The 19,312-nt window shown below is 39.2% G+C and carries 18 protein-coding genes; all 18 read left to right on the top strand.

Going from position 1 to position 19,312, the window contains the following annotated elements; genetic code table 11:
- Positions 1–303: 303 nt before the first annotated feature.
- Positions 304–753: an Hsp20 family protein gene (locus HWV00_RS13915; protein WP_211682199.1), complete on the top strand. Its 450-nt coding sequence runs from the start codon at positions 304–306 to the stop codon at positions 751–753.
- Positions 754–892: 139 nt separating this feature from the next.
- Positions 893–1,333: an Hsp20 family protein gene (locus tag HWV00_RS13910; protein WP_211682197.1), complete on the top strand. Its 441-nt coding sequence runs from the start codon at positions 893–895 to the stop codon at positions 1,331–1,333.
- Between the two features lie 702 nt (positions 1,334–2,035).
- Entirely contained in the window at positions 2,036–2,341 is a 306-nt protein-coding gene (locus HWV00_RS13905; protein ID WP_211682195.1) for a PTS sugar transporter subunit IIB, read from the top strand.
- 92 nt (positions 2,342–2,433) lie between these two features.
- Complete coding sequence (locus HWV00_RS13900; protein ID WP_211682193.1) at positions 2,434–3,834, top strand: hypothetical protein; 1,401 nt, start codon at positions 2,434–2,436, stop codon at positions 3,832–3,834.
- A gap of 78 nt (positions 3,835–3,912) precedes the next feature.
- Positions 3,913–5,253, top strand: a complete 1,341-nt coding sequence (locus tag HWV00_RS13895; protein ID WP_211682191.1) for a PTS sugar transporter subunit IIC — start codon at positions 3,913–3,915, stop codon at positions 5,251–5,253.
- 143 nt (positions 5,254–5,396) lie between these two features.
- Complete coding sequence (locus HWV00_RS13890; RefSeq protein ID WP_211682189.1) at positions 5,397–5,714, top strand: PTS lactose/cellobiose transporter subunit IIA; 318 nt, start codon at positions 5,397–5,399, stop codon at positions 5,712–5,714.
- A 3-nt stretch (positions 5,715–5,717) separates the two neighbouring features.
- Positions 5,718–7,019 carry a 6-phospho-beta-glucosidase gene (locus HWV00_RS13885; protein ID WP_211682187.1) on the top strand — a complete coding sequence of 434 codons (1,302 nt, stop codon included), beginning with the start codon at positions 5,718–5,720 and terminating at the stop codon, positions 7,017–7,019.
- Between the two features lie 9 nt (positions 7,020–7,028).
- Positions 7,029–7,790 carry a carbohydrate deacetylase gene (locus HWV00_RS13880; RefSeq protein WP_211682185.1) on the top strand — a complete coding sequence of 254 codons (762 nt, stop codon included), beginning with the start codon at positions 7,029–7,031 and terminating at the stop codon, positions 7,788–7,790.
- Between the two features lie 167 nt (positions 7,791–7,957).
- Complete coding sequence (locus tag HWV00_RS13875) at positions 7,958–8,308, top strand: hypothetical protein (RefSeq protein ID WP_211682182.1); 351 nt, start codon at positions 7,958–7,960, stop codon at positions 8,306–8,308.
- Between the two features lie 148 nt (positions 8,309–8,456).
- On the top strand, positions 8,457–9,932 hold the full coding sequence (locus HWV00_RS13870) for a PepSY domain-containing protein (protein WP_211682180.1): 1,476 nt from the start codon (positions 8,457–8,459) through the stop codon (positions 9,930–9,932).
- Between the two features lie 83 nt (positions 9,933–10,015).
- Positions 10,016–10,750, top strand: coding sequence for a sporulation protein (locus tag HWV00_RS13865; protein ID WP_211682178.1), 735 nt, complete (start codon positions 10,016–10,018; stop codon positions 10,748–10,750).
- A 387-nt stretch (positions 10,751–11,137) separates the two neighbouring features.
- Positions 11,138–11,734, top strand: a complete 597-nt coding sequence (betI, locus tag HWV00_RS13860) for a transcriptional regulator BetI (RefSeq protein WP_211682176.1) — start codon at positions 11,138–11,140, stop codon at positions 11,732–11,734.
- Positions 11,734–13,197: a betaine-aldehyde dehydrogenase gene (betB, locus tag HWV00_RS13855; protein WP_211682174.1), complete on the top strand. Its 1,464-nt coding sequence runs from the start codon at positions 11,734–11,736 to the stop codon at positions 13,195–13,197. The genes betI and betB overlap by 1 nt, the downstream gene beginning before the upstream one ends.
- A gap of 36 nt (positions 13,198–13,233) precedes the next feature.
- Positions 13,234–14,955, top strand: a complete 1,722-nt coding sequence (gene betA / locus HWV00_RS13850) for a choline dehydrogenase (RefSeq protein ID WP_211682172.1) — start codon at positions 13,234–13,236, stop codon at positions 14,953–14,955.
- Between the two features lie 289 nt (positions 14,956–15,244).
- Positions 15,245–16,462: a BCCT family transporter gene (locus tag HWV00_RS13845; RefSeq protein ID WP_211682170.1), complete on the top strand. Its 1,218-nt coding sequence runs from the start codon at positions 15,245–15,247 to the stop codon at positions 16,460–16,462.
- A 192-nt stretch (positions 16,463–16,654) separates the two neighbouring features.
- Complete coding sequence (locus HWV00_RS13840) at positions 16,655–17,131, top strand: MarR family winged helix-turn-helix transcriptional regulator (RefSeq protein ID WP_211682168.1); 477 nt, start codon at positions 16,655–16,657, stop codon at positions 17,129–17,131.
- A 163-nt stretch (positions 17,132–17,294) separates the two neighbouring features.
- Positions 17,295–18,299, top strand: a complete 1,005-nt coding sequence (locus HWV00_RS13835; RefSeq protein ID WP_211682167.1) for an ABC transporter substrate-binding protein — start codon at positions 17,295–17,297, stop codon at positions 18,297–18,299.
- A gap of 121 nt (positions 18,300–18,420) precedes the next feature.
- Complete coding sequence (locus HWV00_RS13830) at positions 18,421–19,311, top strand: proline/glycine betaine ABC transporter permease (protein WP_211682165.1); 891 nt, start codon at positions 18,421–18,423, stop codon at positions 19,309–19,311.
- Position 19,312: the final 1 nt, after the last annotated feature.

Below are 19,312 nucleotides of genomic sequence, written 5' to 3'. Positions count from 1 at the left end.
TATCGAGACTAAAAACACGTTAGTATCGATAAAAACGTAAAAATTTTATTTATTAAAATACAATGACTTGAATAGATAAATATTCACCATCCCAAATTAATTTCAATAATTCACTTGAAAACGCTATCAACAATCCACATCTTTTAATTAAGCGCTCATGAGAGGCTTAACCGAATGAGACAACTGCCGTTAGGAGTTAGATCTTATTCATCACAATTTAAAAACGAAACATTTTACTCATGTAATAAACGCGAATTATTCGGTTTATGACACATGAAATATTGCTCAATGGAGAATATAATTATGACTACTTTTGACTTTTCATCACTATACCGCAGCGCAATTGGTTTTGAACGTTTAGCTCAGCTAGCTGAAACCGCATCACAAACGCGTCAGTCTGGTAACAACTTTCCTCCGTACAACATCGAACAACTTGATGAGAACAATTATCGCATCACAATGGCGGTTGCTGGTTTTGACCAATCAGAAGTTGAAATCGTAACACAGAATAATGAATTGCTTGTTAAGGGCACTAAAGCCGAAAAAGGCGAGAAAGATTCCCGCACATTCTTACATCGTGGTATTGCAGAGCGTAATTTCGAGCGTAAGTTTGAACTTGCTGATCATGTATTCGTTAATGGTGCAGATATGAAGAACGGTCTTCTATATATCGAACTTGAACGTCAATTACCTGAAGCGATGAAACCGCGTAAGATCGAAATTAATGGCGCTAAAACGCTGTCATCAGACTAATTTAGACACCCCTATATTCTATTGCTAACTGATCATTTCGGTTAGCAAGACAACACCTGAAATATAATAAACAGACTTTAATACATAGAGTGCTACTCAGTAGGCTCTAGATAATAACTATGCTTAAGGAAGATAGATTATGACTACTCATTTTGACTTTACCCCTCTATACCGCAGTGCTATTGGCTTTGATCGTTTTGCTCAAGTTGCAGAACGCCTTACGGAGCAACGTAAATGTACTGATTACCCTCGTTATAACATTGTTCAATTAGAAGAAAACAAATACGAAATTACCCTTGCTGTTGCTGGCTTTGAGCTAAGCGAAATAGATATCGAAGTACGGGCCGATGAAGTTGTTATTTCAGGTCAAAAAACCACAGATGAAACTGAAGCCAAAAAATCAGCAGAATCTAAGTTTTTACATCGTGGTATTGCAGAACGTAATTTTACCCGTAAGTTTGAATTAGCGGATCATATAGAAGTCAAAGGTGCAGATCTTGCGAATGGCTTACTCACGCTATTATTAGAGCGTAATGTACCTGAAGCATTACAGCCTCGTAAAATTTCGATTGGTGCGTAGTTGCTCTGATTAATATGAATTGATAAAGGCGCCAATTGGGCGCCTTTTTTTAGCTTGTAAATAAACATGAATAAAGAAATTTATTGTATCTAATTTTTCATCTCTTATTTTATTTTGTTATATTATATATCCTTATCTTATTGTATTGAAAGATTTTTATTTTATTGTTCATAGACAGACTCTTTACTTATTCCTCAATTTATATACTCACCTTTTTTATAATTCATTATCCTGCTTCTAAAATTATCGCGTTGTTATGTTGATCTAGATCAACATTAATTCGCAGCGAGAAATAAGATTTATTTATTTAAAGTTAACGCGATATCTTTATGTTTTTTTATTTTTACCTAGAGCTTAAATTCTAAGTGATTATTCACTTATACAAATTTAAAACAAAATAAATCATTGTAGCCTGTTGTTATTTAAGGTTATTTCTGATGTTTTTTAATTTTTATAAATATGATTAACAGTTGTTAATAATGATTAATATCTGAAATGTTCATTAACATCGATTTTCGACTAGCATCAAGTAATTAGACATGAAACATATTTCAGATCACAAATTAAGTTTTTGGGGTTTGTAAAAAAAAATACATTGGCGCAACATATATCTCAAAGGGGGGGGCAGCTGGATGTTAGGTAAAATAAATTCAGCACTCACTAAAATTTATTTTAAGTATTAAAATCAAGAGGCTATATAAAATGATTAAAATTTTCCTTTGCTGTGCTGCTGGTATGTCTACATCTATGGTTGTTAATAAAATGCGTCAAGCTGCGGAAGCATCAGGTGTTTCAGCAGAGATTAACGCTTACTCAATTTCTGCATTTGAAACTGAAGTGAAGCGAAATGATGTTTGCCTAGTGGCTCCACAGGTGAAATACAAATTTGCTGAATTTAGCAAGCGCTGTGAAGAAGAAAGCGTAGCGTGTGGACAAATTGACATGATGCAGTATGGCATGATGAAGGGTAAAGAAATTCTTCAGCAAGCAATTGATCTTAAAGGCTAATGGTCGATTAGAACCAGTTTTTATAATTTTTATTTTTAACTTAAGTAATGAGCGTTCAGGAATGAGCCTTGTCGTATAAAATGGGATAACTTATGAAAAAGACAACTTTAGCAATCTTAATCGCATCAGCAATGGCAGCACCAGTAATGGCAGCTGAAACAACTGAAGCACTTGAAGTAACAGCAGATACAGTGGTTGTTGACAGTAGTGGTTTTTGGAGTGATGCAACAATTTCGGGTAATGTAGCTACTTGGACTCGTCAACGTACTCGTGACGGTGAAGGGCGTGATGAAAGTGCGGGTAGTGGTAATGATGACAATAATACAATTGATGAACGAGAAACAAAAACGAATTTAGATCAAACATCTGTATATGCAGCTATCGATTTTACATCTGGTTTTGCTGCTGACAAAGTTGGTATTGATGTGAGTGCTTATGCTACAGCTGATTTATATAATCAAGGTTCACCAGATCATGAAATGAACTTCTGGGATGTAGACAACCCTTATACGGGTGGTGGTGAAGATGGTGCGTGGGATTCAACAAACACGAGCGATGGTATCGCGGTTTCTAAAGCTAATATCAAGTTTCAAAAAATATTAGGTTTAAATGGTAAAGTCGGTCTTTTCCAGCCTTCAGTCCCATCTGCATTAGGCGTTAACTGGTCTTATGCTCCTGGTACTTATACGGGTGGTGAAATAGGTACCAGAATTGCTGGTATTGAACTTGGTGCTGTGTTCGCAACAGAATATCGTGCCCCTTGGTTTAAAAGTTCATATGGATTCCGCGAAACAGATAATTTAACAGATGCTGGCGAACTGTATTCTGTAGGTGCAAGAACTGAGCTTGGTTCAATTGCAGTAGATGTTGCTTATGCAGGCTTAACTGATGGACCTCGTAAAATTGCGCATATCAAAACAGGAACAACACTTGAAAATGGCCTTGGCTTAAAAGGTCAAGTGTATATGGTTGACGACTCTGGCATGTATGAAGAGCTAGCTTACCATGCTGCATTCCTATCAAATTATTCAACAGGGCAATACACAGTTAAAGCTGAAGCAACATATACATCTGCAGTTGACAAAAATAAAGATAATGTAGGTAACTTCTCATACAGAGCTACAGCAGCATATGGTTCTTCAAATGGTGCGTATGATATCTGGTGGAATAACCGTTCTGACTTTAACCATGATGGTGAAGTTGCAGTATTCGCAAGTCTCGCGCGAGATATGGCTGATTTAGGTGCTGAAAACCTGACTGTAGGTATTTCTGGTGCGTATGGTTTCGGTGCTCAAGGTGAAGGTGTTGAAGAATTAACTGAAGCAGCTGTAAGTGTATTTGGTTCTTATAATGCTGGTTTCGCAACATTCGGTGCTCACGTAACACAATACAACAACGGCACAAACTTAGAAAACTGGACTGTTTATACAAACGCATTCCAAGATGAAACTGATATTAAAATAACGATGAACATTCCATTCTCAATTAAATAATCAATGAGTGCGCAGCCTTCACGCTGCGCATTTTTTTAGACTTATTAAATATACATATTTTATAAATAAGGAAGTTGTATGTCACTTTTAAATTCGGTTATGGGCTTTGTAGAGCGTGTCATTGCGCCTATTGCAGGTAAGGTTGCTAGTCAAAAGCATATCTGCGCAATTAAAGATGGTTTTATTTCAACAATGCCGTTCCTGATTGTTGGTTCGTTACTGTTAGTGTTTGCTAACCCTCCAGGTACTGGTAATTGGTTCTTAGACGGTTGGCACTCAGTTGTTCAAGGCATAGGTCGTGATAACATTGTTGGTCCATTCTTCGTTAGTATGGGTATTTTCGCAATGTATTCTGCTTACGGTATTGCATACAACCTAGCAGAGACGCTTAACACTAAAGGTGTTAGCCCAATGAACTCTGGTATGTTATCTATGTTCTCTTTCCTATTAGCTGTTGCGCCAGCTGTTTGGGTTGGTGGCGAGCTAGGTAGTGTTATTCCTATGGCTTACTTAGGTGGTGCTGGTGCATTTACAGCTATCATTTGTGGTTTATTAGTACCTACATTACAAACGTTCCTTGTTGAAAAGAACATCCGTATTAAGATGCCAGAAGCAGTGCCAGAAAAAATCTCTGCATCATTTGACCTACTTATCCCTGTTGTTGCAATGATTCTAATTGTACAAGTTATCAATGGTGTATTAGGTAACTTCGACCTGAATATCGCAACGGGTATCATGGCACTGTTTAGCCCACTGGTTGCTGCTTCTGATACATTCTTTGCCTTTGCATTAGCTATTTTGTTAATCCAATTATTATGGTTTGCAGGTATTCACGGTGCATCTGTTGTTCTAGGTGTTATTGGTCCACTATTGTTAATCAATTTAGGTGCAAACCAAGAAGCGCTTGAAGCAGGTAAAGACTTACCAGCTATCTTCATTAACCCAACAATGGACTTCTTCGTATTCGTTGGTGGTTCAGGCGGTACATTAGCACTAGTTTGTATGATGGCTCGTTCTAAATCAGCTCACCTACGTACTATTGGTAAAATGTCATTCATTCCGGGTTGTTTCAACATTAATGAACCAGTAATTTTTGGTACGCCAATTGTGATGAACCCAACATTCTTTATCCCTTGGATTGCAGCGCCACTGGTTAATGCATGTATCGTTTGGAGTGCATTCAAGTTCGATTTAGTGTCTAACGTTGTTGCTTTACCACCATGGACAATGCCTGCGCCTATCGGTGCTGTGATGGCGACTAACTCAATGCTAGCTGCTGCTGTTGTTGCTGTCTGCTTCGTAGTGAGTGGTTTAATCTTCTACCCATTCTTCAAAGCTTATGAAAAAGAATTATTAGCACAAGAAGAACCAGAACAGCTTGTTGAAGACGTGAAACTATCAACAGCTAAAGCAGCGTAATCATCAGAGTAGCGCAGTTAATTATCTCGCATAAATAACTGCTTATCACAAACGACAATGTAACCATCTTTTACACTTAATCTCCACAGTAATAGATGGTTACAACGATTTAGCATTTAAAAATAGAATATTAGGAATTGATAATGGAAGTAACAGAAGAATTTTTGATGACGTTATTATGCCAAGCAGGCGCAGCGCGTTCAGCAGTAATGCAAGCAATGGTAGAAGCAAGACAAGGTGATTTCGAATCAGCAAAAGCATCACTTAAAGCAGCGGATGAAGCATTAGAAGAAGTACATAAATCACAAACAGAACTCATTAGCTTTGACGAAGGTGAAGGCAAAGTGAAAATGACCCTTATCTTAACGCATATTCAAGATCACATTATGAATGCGATGTTATGTAAAGATTTAGCATTCGAAATCATTGAACTTCAACGACGCATTCAAAACGAGGACTAGCAGATGTTAAAAATTACAATTATCGGTGGTGGTTCTAGTTATACACCTGAAATTATTGAAGGCTTTATTAATCGTCACCACGAACTGCCTGTGACACACATTGATCTGTTTGATATCGAAGATGGCCGTTACAAAGTTGAGACTGTTGGCGCATTAGCGAAACGTATGATTGAAAATGCAGGTCTTGATATTGAACTTAATGTTGAATTCGACCGCCGTAAAGCATTAACGGGCGCTAGCTATGTTTGTTCTCAAATGCGAGTTGGTATGATCCCCGCGCGTGTTCAAGATGAATTGTTGGGTAACAAGTACGGCATGATTGGCCAAGAAACCAATGGTATCGCTGGCTTTGCTAAAGCAATGCGTACTATTCCAGTGACGCTTTCTTTATGTAAAGACATGGAAGAGATCTGTCCTGATGCTTGGTTAATTAACTTCACTAATCCATCTGGCATTATTACTGAAACGGTATTAAAGCATACAAACATTAAAGTAATTGGCCTATGTAACGTGCCAGTATGTACACAGTTTGGTATTGAAGAATTGATGGGTACTAAAAACTTACAAGTTCAATTTGCAGGTTTAAATCACTTCATCCACGCATTCCATATTTGGGATCATGGTAAAGATCGTATTGGTGAATTAATCGATAAAGTATGTTCGGGCGAAGACTTTTCACTGCCTAAAAACTTAGGTGAAGTAACTTGGGTTCCTGAGCAATTAAAACACTTAGGTGCGCTACCTTGTGGTTATCACCAGTACTACTATAAGCAAGATGATTTAGAGCAAAAAGAAGTTAAATCAGAAGGCTATGTAACACGTGGTGAACAAGTTCAAGAAATCGAAACTGCATTATTTAAGTTGTATGAAGATGTAAACCTAAATGTGAAACCTAAGCAATTAGAAGAGCGTGGCGGAGCGCATTATTCAGAAGCTGCATGTGAACTGATTAATGCAATTCATAATGACAAACGTACGTTAATGCATGTCAATATTCGCAACAATGGCACGATCTCTGAATTACCACACGATTGCGCTATTGAAGCGACGTCTGTTATTACATCATGTGGTCCACAGCCATTGAATGTGGCACCGATTACGAATCCAGCTATTCGTGGTACGTTGCAATTACAGAAAGCGTTCGAAGAACTGGCTGTTGAAGCGGGTGTATTTGGTAATTATGGTGCAGCATTACAAGCGCTAACAATTAATCCATTAGTACGTAAAGGTACTGTAACAAAAGAAATTTTAGACGAAATGATTGAACTGAATGCGAAATATGTTCCTCAGTTTAATACTAAGTAAGAGCTTCTTATGAAACTAATTGTGAACATTGATGATTTCGGTCTGACTGAGAAAGTGAATGAGTCGGTTGTTAAATGTTTTAACGTTGGTATTGTGCAGTCAACAACAATGATGATGAATCAGCCTGCAACCGATCATGCTATTGCGCTAATTAAGCAGGGCCTGGTCCCCAATGTCGGATTACATTTAACCTTAACCAGTGGTAAACCTATTTTAGATCCGAGCTTAGTGCCTGATTTAGTTGATAGTGAGGGGTTCTTTTTAAAACAAGGCGAAGTGATGGCCTCTGAGTCGCTTAGTTTTGACCAAGCGTATAGTGAGTTTAAAGCGCAATACGATAAAGCGATCAATGCGGGCGTTAAATTAACCCACCTTGACAGTCATCACTTTGCAGCTGTATTCCCTCCTTATAAAGAAGCATTTATTGCTTTTGCTAATGACACTGGGATCCCTGTACGTCGTATTGACCATGTTGTTGCTGGGTGTGAAGGTTTAATCGTGCCAACTACCGAAGCTTTTAGTGCTAATTTCTATGCTGATGGTGTGACATTAGAGAAACTACAAGCCTTGATTCTTGAATTTAGTGCTAAGTTTCCGAATGGAACACTGGAATTAATGAGCCATACAACGGTTGCAGGAGATGAGTTGTTACCTTCGTTATCTAGCTATTCTGAGACGCGTCTTGATGAGTTTGATATTTTAACTTCTCAAGCGCTAAAAGATTGGTTAGAGATTAATAAAATTGAGTGTACTAGTTTTACTTCAATTTAATTAAACTCAGAAAATAGTTAAAATGAATACCCATTACATCATTCTGAGGTAATGGGTATTTCTATTTTTGATATCTCTTAACACTCCTCTCGCGTTAATCACATGTTACATTCTTTGCGATATGTTATAGATTTATGTACACTTCATACAAATCTATAGAGTATCGTATGAAATACAGTTCATTTTTTAATAAATCAATGTTGTTTGCTAGCCTGCTGAGTTGGGTATTAGTCACGCTTATGCCTGTGCTTAATGCGCATAATAGCGTGGGTGTGTGGGCTACATTGTGTACAGTCAATGGATTAGAACTGGTCCAGATAGAAGAAGGCAAACCTCAAACACATGAGGGGAAACCTTGTCCATTTAGCCATTTCTCTTCATTTCATGATCTTGAGTTATTGACGACTCCTGTACTCGTTCGTATCCGTCACTCAATTCAAGAGCACTACTCGTTTTTAGCGCACCATGTACGTTATCAATCACAAGTCCCCCGTGCACCACCTGTATTCCTTTCATAACTTAAATTACTACCATTACCGCACATATACGTTATCCATATACCGCTATGCCTTTGAGTTTACGCGGGAATTGATGACGAAAAAATTTAGTTAATATGGATGACCGTCGTTTAATCGATAGGGATTTTGTAGAAAGGAATATACAAAAATGTCGAAAGTTAATACATTCGTAAGTGAACCATCATCTCATCATGAGGAGCGAACGCGTGCTAAGTCGCGCTATTTTTTAACGTGGCGCTGGCACTTTTATGCAGGCTTATTTGTCGTTCCATTTATGTTGATGTTAAGTGTTACGGGTTTAGTTATGCTGTTTGATGATGAAATCGAATTTAATCGTTATCAATCAGTATTAGCAGTGACACCAGAAACCTCGACGGTGGCGACATCATTACAAATGGAGAATGTACAAAAGGGCTTTCCGGGTGCAAAGGTGACTCAGTTTGTACCGAGTGCGAGTGCTGATTTAGCTAATCGATTTTCTATTAGTCTTGAATCGGGTAAAACCTTAATTGTGGCCGTGAACCCTTATAACGGCAATATTCAGGGCATGATAGATCGCAGTGACAGTTGGTATGCGCTGGCGAATGATATTCACGGTACTTTATTGTTGGGTGAGTGGGGAGATTACCTCATTGAAATCGCGGCAAGTTTAGGTGTGATCTTATTAGTGACAGGTATTTATCTGTGGTTGCCACGAGATAATGCCAGTAAAGCAGGCTTCCTCAAAGTGAGAATAACTAATGGTTCCCGTATTCTTATACGAGATCTGCATGCCAATATCGGCGGGTTATTGTCTTTTGTTTTATTGTTCTTTCTTATTTCAGGTCTTGCATGGGCAAGTGTGTGGGGCGGTCAGTTTGTGCAAGCGTGGAGTAGTTTCCCTGCTGAAAAGTGGGATGATGTGCCACTGTCGACACAAAATCATGCCTCAATGAATCACGGTAGTGAAGAAGAGATGCCGTGGAATTTAGAGCTGACATTAATGCCTGAATCACATGATCACGCTGCGATGTTGGCTGCAGAGTCTCGCGCTATGCAGGATGATACAAATATTGTTCATCATGTGAGTAAACACACTTCTGCGAAACTTGGTATCGATGAAATTTTAGATCAAGCTGACATGCTTGGATTCACTACCTTTAAGCTTAATTTACCGCGTAGTGAAACAGGTGTTTATACATTAGCTGCGAATACGATGAGTGGTGATATAACCGATCCTAGGTTGGATAGAACAACGCATATCGATCAGTATACAGGTAAGGTCTTAGCGGATGTAACATGGAATGAATATAACCCAATGGCTAAGTTTATGGCGGCTGGTATTGCATTGCATCAAGGTGATGTAAGCGTATTTAATAAAGTGGTTAACGTACTGTTTTGTTTCGCCTTTATATTTATTGCTATATCAGGTGTTGTCATGTGGTGGCTCCGCCGACCTCGCGATAGTAAAGTACTCTGTGCACCACCTCGGTTTGAACATGAAGGTATTTGGAAAGTAGGCTTAATCACGATTGTATTATTGTCGTTTACATTTCCTATGGCTGGCGGGACTATTGCCGTTGCTCTGTTTATTGATTGGCTTGTGTTTAGTCGCGTAAATAAATTAAAACTGGCATTGAGTTAGTTTTTTATCGCTTCAAGAACGCCTTGTTAACCGTTATTATGGTTCTAAGAGTAAAGTAAATTCAATAATATAAGTGAGATAGCATGTTTAAAAATATATCTGCAGCACTTGGTTTTGGTGGCGCGAAAGTCGACACTATTCTCGATCGTAATGAAGTGGTTCAAGGTGGTCTTGTTTCTGGGCATGTAAAAGTCATTGGCGGTAATGTAGACCAGCACATCGACGCAATTATTATTCGATTGATGACAAAAGTGAAGCAAGAAGTTGACGATAATATTGAGTTTGTTGATCACGTCTTAGCTGAATATAGTGTCTCTGAACCGTTTGATGCTGAAGCAAAGGCTGAATATCGTTTTGAGTTTGAATTTAACCTGCACCCTGAAGCGCCAGTGACCACATTAGCGGTTGATAATAATCAATGTTTAGTATGGATCGACACAGAACTAGATATTGAATACGCGATGGATGCAAGTGATGAAGACGTTATTCACGTGACGCCGTTACCCGTAGTCGCAAATATCATCGCTAAGATCATCGATGATAAAGACTTTAAACTTGTAAAAGCAGACATGGAGTCGGGAACTGTTTCGATGTCTGGGTTCACGAATGAATCGGGTGCATATCAAGAAATTGAATTCTGTCAAAATGGCTTTTTTAGTCGTGGTGAACTCGAACTCACATTCATTCTAAAAGGCGATACAATTTATGGGTTAGCTGAAATTGATCGTGTATTAAGAGGTGATAGCTATAAGAGCTTTGATATCTCTATTCACGCATCAGATGCTGAGATAAATGACTTAGTTGATTATTTAATTTAAGTTCATCACGCCATCAACGTTTCACTCTGCCACTTTATTTAGCGCTCTTCATAGGGCGCTACTTCTTTATCAATAAAAACCCTTCATTAACTTTCCTGTGTTTATTGTTTGTTGCATTTCAAACTTGTTCTATTCGGTCTGTTTTATAAAGATTAGAGTTGAAACTATTATTTTTATTTCACTAAATATGACACTATTTTTTATTTTTTAATTTTCAAAGTAAAACAGTGCCTTACTGTATGTTTGTGTGTGATTTTATATGCGTTATATTTTATTGAAATGGTGTTGATTATAAAAATTGGGGTTGATAGTTACAGCTCTAACTATTATAGTTGTTATTAATTGAACGTTCAATTAACAATAATGAAACACGGAAAGTTACTTATTATGCCAAGACCGGTAATGAAAACGGTAAGACAACAACAGCTGATTGATGCCACATTAGTCTCTGTTGCACGCCACGGTTTACATCACACAACGATTAATACCATTAGTGGATTAGCTGGACTGTCTTCAGGCCTGATTAGTCATTATTTTGGTGGTAAACAAGGTCTAATTGAAGCAACTTTCAAATATCTACTCGATGAATTAAAACACGCATTATTAAGCCGCATTTTAGGTAAAAACTTATCACCTGCGGAACGCTTGTCGATGATTGTCGAGTCAAATTTCACAGAATTACAGCGCTCAACAGCTGCGACTAAAACTTGGTTAAGTTTTTGGTCTCAAGCTGTGCATGAACCAGGGTTAGCCAGACTTCAGCATATCAATAATCAACGTTTGTATAGCAATCTCGCATTTTCATTTAAACAATTGATGGCAGAATCTGATGCGGTCAACTGTGCTAAACAAACGGCGGCGATGATTGATGGCTTTTGGCTACGAAGTGCCTTGGGTAGTGAGCCTGAGCAAGAATTCGAAGAAGCCCAAATTTTATGTAAAGCCTTTATTGAGGCCGTGATCATGCAGTACGGAGAAAATTAATGTCGTTAGTTACTTATAAAAATTATGTCCACGGACAGTCTCTCTCCAATGACACAGGTGAAACCTTTGAAGTCATTAATCCGGCTAACGGAGAAGTAAGCTATTTAGTTGAAGTTGCTGATGCACGTATTCAACAAGCAACGATTGAAAGTGCAAAAGCTGGTTTCGCTATTTGGTCTAAAATGACTCCGATGGAGCGTAATCGTATCTTATTAAAAGCGGTTGCTTTATTGCGTGAGCGTAATGACGAACTGGCTGTTATCGAAGTACAAGATACAGGTAAACCTTGGCAAGAAGCATCAGTGGTCGATGTTGTCACAGGTGCAGATTCAATTGAATTTTTTGCTGGTATTGCCCCAAGTATTGAAGGTAATCAGCAGCAGGTCGGTGATGATTTTTATTATACCCGCCGTGAACCCCTTGGTATCTGCGCTGGTATTGGCGCTTGGAATTACCCGTTGCAGATCGCGTGTTGGAAATCAGCGCCTGCGCTTGCATGCGGTAATGTGATGATCTTTAAGCCATCAGAAGAAACGCCACGTGGTGCAATTAAGTTAGCTGAAATATTTACTGAAGCGGGTGTACCTGATGGCGTATTTAACGTTGTTCAAGGTGATGGCCGTGTTGGTGCTTGGCTCACAACGCACGACGAAATCGCTAAAGTATCTTTCACTGGTGAAGTGGGAACGGGCAAAAAAGTAATGGCAGCCGCAGCGGGTTCACTGAAAGAAGTAACGATGGAATTAGGTGGTAAATCACCACTTATCATCTTTGATGACGCTGACATTGATAATGCGGTATCGGCAGCGATGCTTGCTAATTTTTATACTCAGGGTGAAGTGTGTACTAACGGTACACGTGTATTTGTGCAAGATGCTATTTACCCACGCTTTATCGAAAAACTGCGTGAGCGTACAGAGAACAACATCATTTGTGGTGACCCAATGGACCCAGAGACTAACTTTGGTGCATTGATTTCGAAAGAGCATCAAGACAAAGTATTGAATTTGATTGAAATTGGTAAATCAGAAGGTGCAGAACTACTTACTGGTGGTCATGCTCTACAACCTGAAAATTCACCGAATGGTTATTTTGTTGCACCAACTATTTTTACTCAGTGCACTGATGACATGACGTTAAGTAAAGAAGAGATCTTTGGCCCTGTTATGTCGGTATTAACCTTCACTGATGAAGACGAAGTGATTACGCGTGCCAATAATACGCGCTTAGGTTTAGCCGCGGGTGTATTCACTCAGGATATTACTCGTGCTCACCGTGTTATTCATCAAATGGAAGCGGGAATCTGCTGGATTAATGCGTATGGTGCGTCACCTGCAGAAATGCCTGTAGGCGGGTACAAAATGTCGGGTATCGGTCGTGAAAATGGCAGTGAAACCTTGAAAGCGTATACCCAGATAAAAGCTGTGTATGTAGGTATGCAACCACTTGAAAGTCCATTTTAGAGACTCTTTATTAAGACATCATTTTAAGGAAAGGTCATGAAACAGGTACAAGGACTGTATGATTATATTATCGTTGGTGCGGGTAGTGCGGGTTGTGTATTAGCAAACCGATTATCTGCTGACCCTGCGAATAAAGTGCTGCTGCTTGAAACGGGCGGCAGTGACAAGAGTATTTTTATTCAAATGCCAACAGCGCTATCTATTCCGATGAATAGCGCGAAGTATGCGTGGCAGTTTGAAACGCAAGCTGAACCCTATTTGGACAATCGCCGAATGCATTGTCCACGCGGTAAAGTATTAGGTGGTTCATCTTCGATTAACGGTATGGTGTATGTACGTGGCCATGCGCGTGATTTTGACGAATGGCAGCAGAGTGGGGCTAAAAATTGGGATTATGCTAATTGTTTACCTTATTTCAAAAAAGCTGAAAGCTGGGCATTTGGCGGTGATGAGTATCGTGGCGATAATGGCCCATTAGCTGTCAACAATGGCAACAACATGAAAAACCCTTTGTATAAAGCCTTTGTTGATGCGGGTATTGATGCTGGCTACATGGCGACTGATGATTATAACGGCCAGCAGCAGGAGGGTTTCGGCCCTATGCACATGACAATTAAAAAAGGTGTGCGTTGGTCAACTGCAAATGCATATTTAAAACCTGCGATGCACCGCAGTAATTTAACGGTTATTACCCACGCTTTGGTGCATAAGGTGCTATTTAAAAGTACAAAGAAAGAAGATAAAAAGATTGAAGGCAAGCAAGCAATAGGCCTAGAGTTTGAACGTAAAGGCAAGCTAATCAAGTTGTATTGTAATAAAGAGGTCATTCTTTCGGCTGGTTCGATTGGTTCACCACATATCCTGCAATTATCTGGTATCGGTAAATCAAGCACATTAGCTGACGCGGGTATTGAACAAGTTCATGAGTTACCGGGCGTCGGTGAGAACTTACAGGATCACCTTGAGTTTTATTTTCAGTTTAAATGTCTGCAGCCTATATCGCTAAATGGCAAGCTTGACCCGTTAAATAAACTGTTTATTGGCGCTCGCTGGTTCTTTGATAAATCAGGTTTAGGTGCAACGAATCACTTTGAATCTTGTGGCTTTATTCGTTCAAAACCTGGATTAGAGTGGCCTGATTTACAGTACCATTTTTTACCAGCTGCAATGCGTTATGACGGTAAAGAAGCGTTTGCTGGGCACGGTTTCCAAGTTCATGTTGGTCATAACAAACCTAAGAGTCGTGGCTTTGTGAAAGTGGTGTCTAAAGATGCACATGTCGCACCGCAGATTCAGTTTAATTATTTGTCTCATGCTGAAGATATTGAAGGTTTTCGAGCGTGTGTTCGTTTAACGCGTGAGATCATTAATCAACCAGCACTGGATGCCTTCCGAGGTGAAGAAATTCAACCCGGTATTACCATTCAAACGGATGAAGAAATTGATCAGTTTGTAAGAAGCGCTGTAGAAAGTGCTTACCATCCTTCTTGTTCGTGCAAAATGGGCGAAGATAAGATGGCTGTAGTGGATTCTGAAACCAAGGTACATGGTATTGACGGGTTAAGGGTGGTTGACTCCTCTATTTTCCCGACGATACCGAATGGTAATCTTAACTCGCCGACAATCATGCTAGCTGAGCGAGCTGCGGATCTGATACTGGGTAATACACCGCTTAAAGCTGACGTTATTAGTGTAACCGTTGCGCCTGAATGGCAGAAAAAACAACGTTTACAGGTCCCCAAACGGCAGCCTGCTTAACCATCGTATTGCTAATGCGTTGTGAAAATAACGCATTAGTTATCTAGGTATCTGACCAGCCTAAGCCACTCTGGCTGAATGGTCTTTAACGCGACACTCAATTCATCAGGGTTTAAATATCGTCAATCCGATATTTAAGGTTTGAGGGTTAATGCAATCTAAATTTGGGTTATAGACTTAATTGTTATTACAGATTTAGTGTTGTTACTGACTTAAACGTTGAGGGTGGCAATTTAAAACATAAATAAGGATATCAATTTATGTTTTACATTTACATGGAGTTTAAATAATGACTACTTGGCTTACCATCGGTATTTTATTTACCTTTGCAGCAATTGCATTTGTGATTTTTCGTTGGGGTAATGTGCAGTGTGTCGGTGTGACACCTGTACGTACATTTACCTTTATTGCTATTTTATTCACTTCGGGTCTGGATGTGGGACTGATTATGTTCCCGCTGACCGAATTTGCGGGTTATGCAAATCTTGCGGCGAGTCCTGAATACAGTTTTAGTAATCCATTGGCGATTGAATTTGGTTTCTGGGCTTTTTTGATTTGGGCTTTTTACTTCTTAACTTGTTTCTATTTCTGCGTTATTGAACCAAGAGTGAAGTTCTTTGAGATCCCTGTGATTAAATTCATCAATAACCTGATTATTATCGGTACTTGTGCCTTTACAGCTTATTTACTATTGACGAATCTACCTTGGTATTTACCTGAATTAGGTGATGGCGAAACGATAGTAAGTAGTTTCTACCTGATTGTCTTTGTTGTTATTGCAGCAGCGGTTTATTCAAGTACCAGTATTCGTTATGTACGTATATTAAGCTTGGCTAGTACTTGGTTATTCTTAGGATTAATCGCCTTGATGTGGGCTGGGGCATTTTTATCAGAAGGCTCAAGTGTGAGCGAATTTACAACTACCTTTGCCTTGATTGGCGATTATTTTGGTAACTTGCATCACTTTGTATTACCAATGAATGACTATCATGAATTTTATTTATTCTGGTGGTTCTCGTGGAGCATCATGATTGGTCAATTCACGTCTCGCTTTGTTGGTGGCATGAAAACTTATCAAGTACTGATTGCAATGATGGTATTTCCGTCTATTCCTATCGCAGTGTGGTTCTCGGTACTTTACTATTACAGTGTGAACGAGATCGCAACGACAGGTTTCTATAACCTTGCGATGATATTAGTGGGCATTACCTTTGTGATTAACTCGCTGGATTCATTAGTGCGACTTTATACTGATAATTTAAACTTAACAGTAGAACGTTTTGGTAAAGCTAAATACATCATTGGTAATATTGTACTGATGAGTTGTTTAACCTTATTGTTTAAATTAGATTTCTTACAAATTCAGTGGGTTGGTGCATTAGCTATCGCATTAATCATTGGTTGTTTTGGTTATATTTTAGCGAAGAAATACAAACAAGTTGCTGAAATTGAACGCTCACCAAAAGAAAATGAAATCGACTTTGGTAAAATTGAATTAGTGAACTAAAGTGTTTTTAATTACCTATTGAACACGTAAATTGGTTCGATAGCGGTTAGGAATACAGCAAAAGCAAAATAGCGTGTGAACGTTATTTTGCTTTTTTAATATTTGCAGTAGGAGTTAGGTGTGAATTTCTGTTATTGTGGCGAAAAATGACATGTTACCTGTTATCAATTCGGTTACCAATTAGGCCAAATTATGGAAAAGTACGAAGAATTATTAGTGTCATTGCGCCAAGTGATCAGAGCCATCGATATACATTCCCGCCAGTTGAATAAACAGTCTGGCTTAACGGGACCTCAACTTATGGTAATGCAAAATATTGCCATGCTCGATGCGCCACTGGCGAAAGATATAGCCAAAGAAATAGCTCTCAGTGCCGCGACAGTGACCACTATTATCGACAGACTTGAAAGTCGCGCATTAGTGATCAGAACTCGAAGTGAAACTGATAAGCGTAAGGTGCACTTGTCGCTGAGTGACGCGGGTAAATCATTATTGAGTGGTTCACCTAAACCACTGCAAGACCATTTTATCAAGCGTTATCAAAACCTTGAAGAGTGGGAACAAAGCCAACTATTATCTGCGGTTGAGCGGATTGCCTCAATGATGGACGCAGAAAAATTAGATGCATCGCCAGTATTATTAGTTGGCCAAATTCAGGCCGAGGAGTAATTATACTGCTTTATTAATGTTGTGGAGTATTTACTTCTATCTAGTGTACCAACTGTAGCTTTTTTTACCCATGTTTACGGTTTTTAGTACTTATCTAAGATTTTAGCATCAATTTACTGTATTATTAGTGATACTTCATAACAATAATAAGGATATTATTAATATGCGGAAAACTTTAGTTTCCTCAGCAATTCTTGCCTGTGCATCTCTTTCTACTCCCGTTTCTGCTAGTGAATGTGGCAGTGTCACTATCGCTGACATGAGTTGGAATTCAGCAACCATTATCGCTAATATTGATCGCTTTATTTTAGAGCATGGTTTTGACTGTGATGCTGAACTTGTACCTGGTGATACCATGGCAACAGGTACAGCTATGATTGAAAAAGGCCAACCTGATATCGCCCCTGAATTTTGGAGTAACTCCATGAAAGCAGCACTGGATAAAGGTGTTGAAGAAGGGCGTATTCGTTATGCTGGTGCAACACTATCTGATGGTGGTGAAGAGGGTTTTTGGGTTCCTGAGTATATGGTTGAAAAGGACCCGAGTTTAGCGACTATCGCTGGTGTTAAAGCGAATGCTAAATTATTTAAGCACCCTGAAGATCCTGATAAATCAGCATTTATGATTTGTCCATCTGGTTGGAACTGTCAAATTACCACGACTAAATTGTACGAAGCATTAGATCTTGAAGAGGATGGCTTTGACTTAATTGATCCAGGTTCTGGCGCGGGTTTATCTGGTTCAATTGCGAAAGCTTATGAACGTAAAGAAGCTTGGTTTGGATATTACTGGGCGCCAACTGCTGTATTGGGTAAATACAATATGGTGAAAGTTGACTTTGGTACTGGCATAAATGAGAAACACTTTAAAGAGTGTATTACTCAAGAAGATTGTTTAGATCCTAAAGCGACTATGTTCCCCCCTTCGGCTGTAGATACTGTTGTAACCGAAACATTTGCTGCAAGAGCGCCAGAAGCACTTGCTTATCTAAATGCCCGTTCATTTAAAAATGCACAGATGAATGAACTGCTTGCTTGGATGGAAGATGAACAAGCAGATGGTGAATACAGTGTTGAGCACTTCTTAACAAACTATGAAGATACCTGGTCACAGTGGGTTGATTCCGCGACAGCGAAAAAAATCAAGAAAGCAGTCTCAGAACTGTAATCTTTTACTGCAGCCTTTCACTATACCCAAGTCATTTTAGTTTTCTGATTACGAACCTTAAAATTGCTTGGGTATATATAGCCCGAACCATTTGGGTTTTTTCATCTTAGGAATAAATAATATGTCAGACAGTTCATGGCTTTCGGAAATACCGCAGCTAGACCGCCGCCAATTACTTGATATTAGGAAAACATTGGATGGTGCTTATCGCAGTTTTTCGCGTGAATACGGTGATAGTATTGAAGCGTTTTTTGATCCTTTACTCAGTTTTCTTATTTGGTTCGAAAAGTTATTACTCGGTAGCCCTTGGTGGTTAGTAATTGCTGTTTTAGCGGTGTTTGCTTATATGGCAAGCCGCTCTTGGAAATTAACGTTAGGTGTTGTTTTAGCTTTCTTCCTCATTGGTTTCTTTGGCATGTGGGACAATACCATGCGAACCATGAGTATCATTCTTGTCTCAACCTCACTCGCGGTGCTCATTGGTATACCCATCGGAATTTCGATGGCGCGCTCTGACCGTGTACAGTCAACAGTGACGCCTATTCTCGATATTATGCAAACCATGCCAGCCTTTGTGTATCTGATCCCTGTGGTTATGCTACTCGGTATTGGTAAGATCCCCGGTGTTATTGCCGTTATTATTTACGCTGTACCGCCTGTTATTCGTTTAACTAACTTAGGTATTCGTCTTGTTGATAAAGAAGTACTAGAGGCAGCTACAGCTTATGGTGCTAGCCCTATGCAACGTTTATTTGGTGTGCAATTGCCGCTGGCTATGCCTAATATCATGGCTGGTATTAATCAGACCATTATGATGGCGCTTGCGATGGTTGTTATCGCGTCTATGATTGGCGTGAAAGGGTTAGGTCAACCTGTATTAAAAGCCATTACCAACCAATACTTTACCCTAGGTTTATTGAATGGTTTAGCTATCGTTGTACTTGCGATTATCTTTGACCGTATTTCGCAAAGTTATGCAAAACGTACATTACAAAATTTAGGAGGGCACTAAT

This window comes from Moritella sp. 24 (genome assembly GCF_018219155.1).
Classification (GTDB): domain Bacteria; phylum Pseudomonadota; class Gammaproteobacteria; order Enterobacterales; family Moritellaceae; genus Moritella.
Note: the sequence above shows the minus strand (reverse complement) of the source record. Positions and strands in the feature narration are given on the sequence as shown.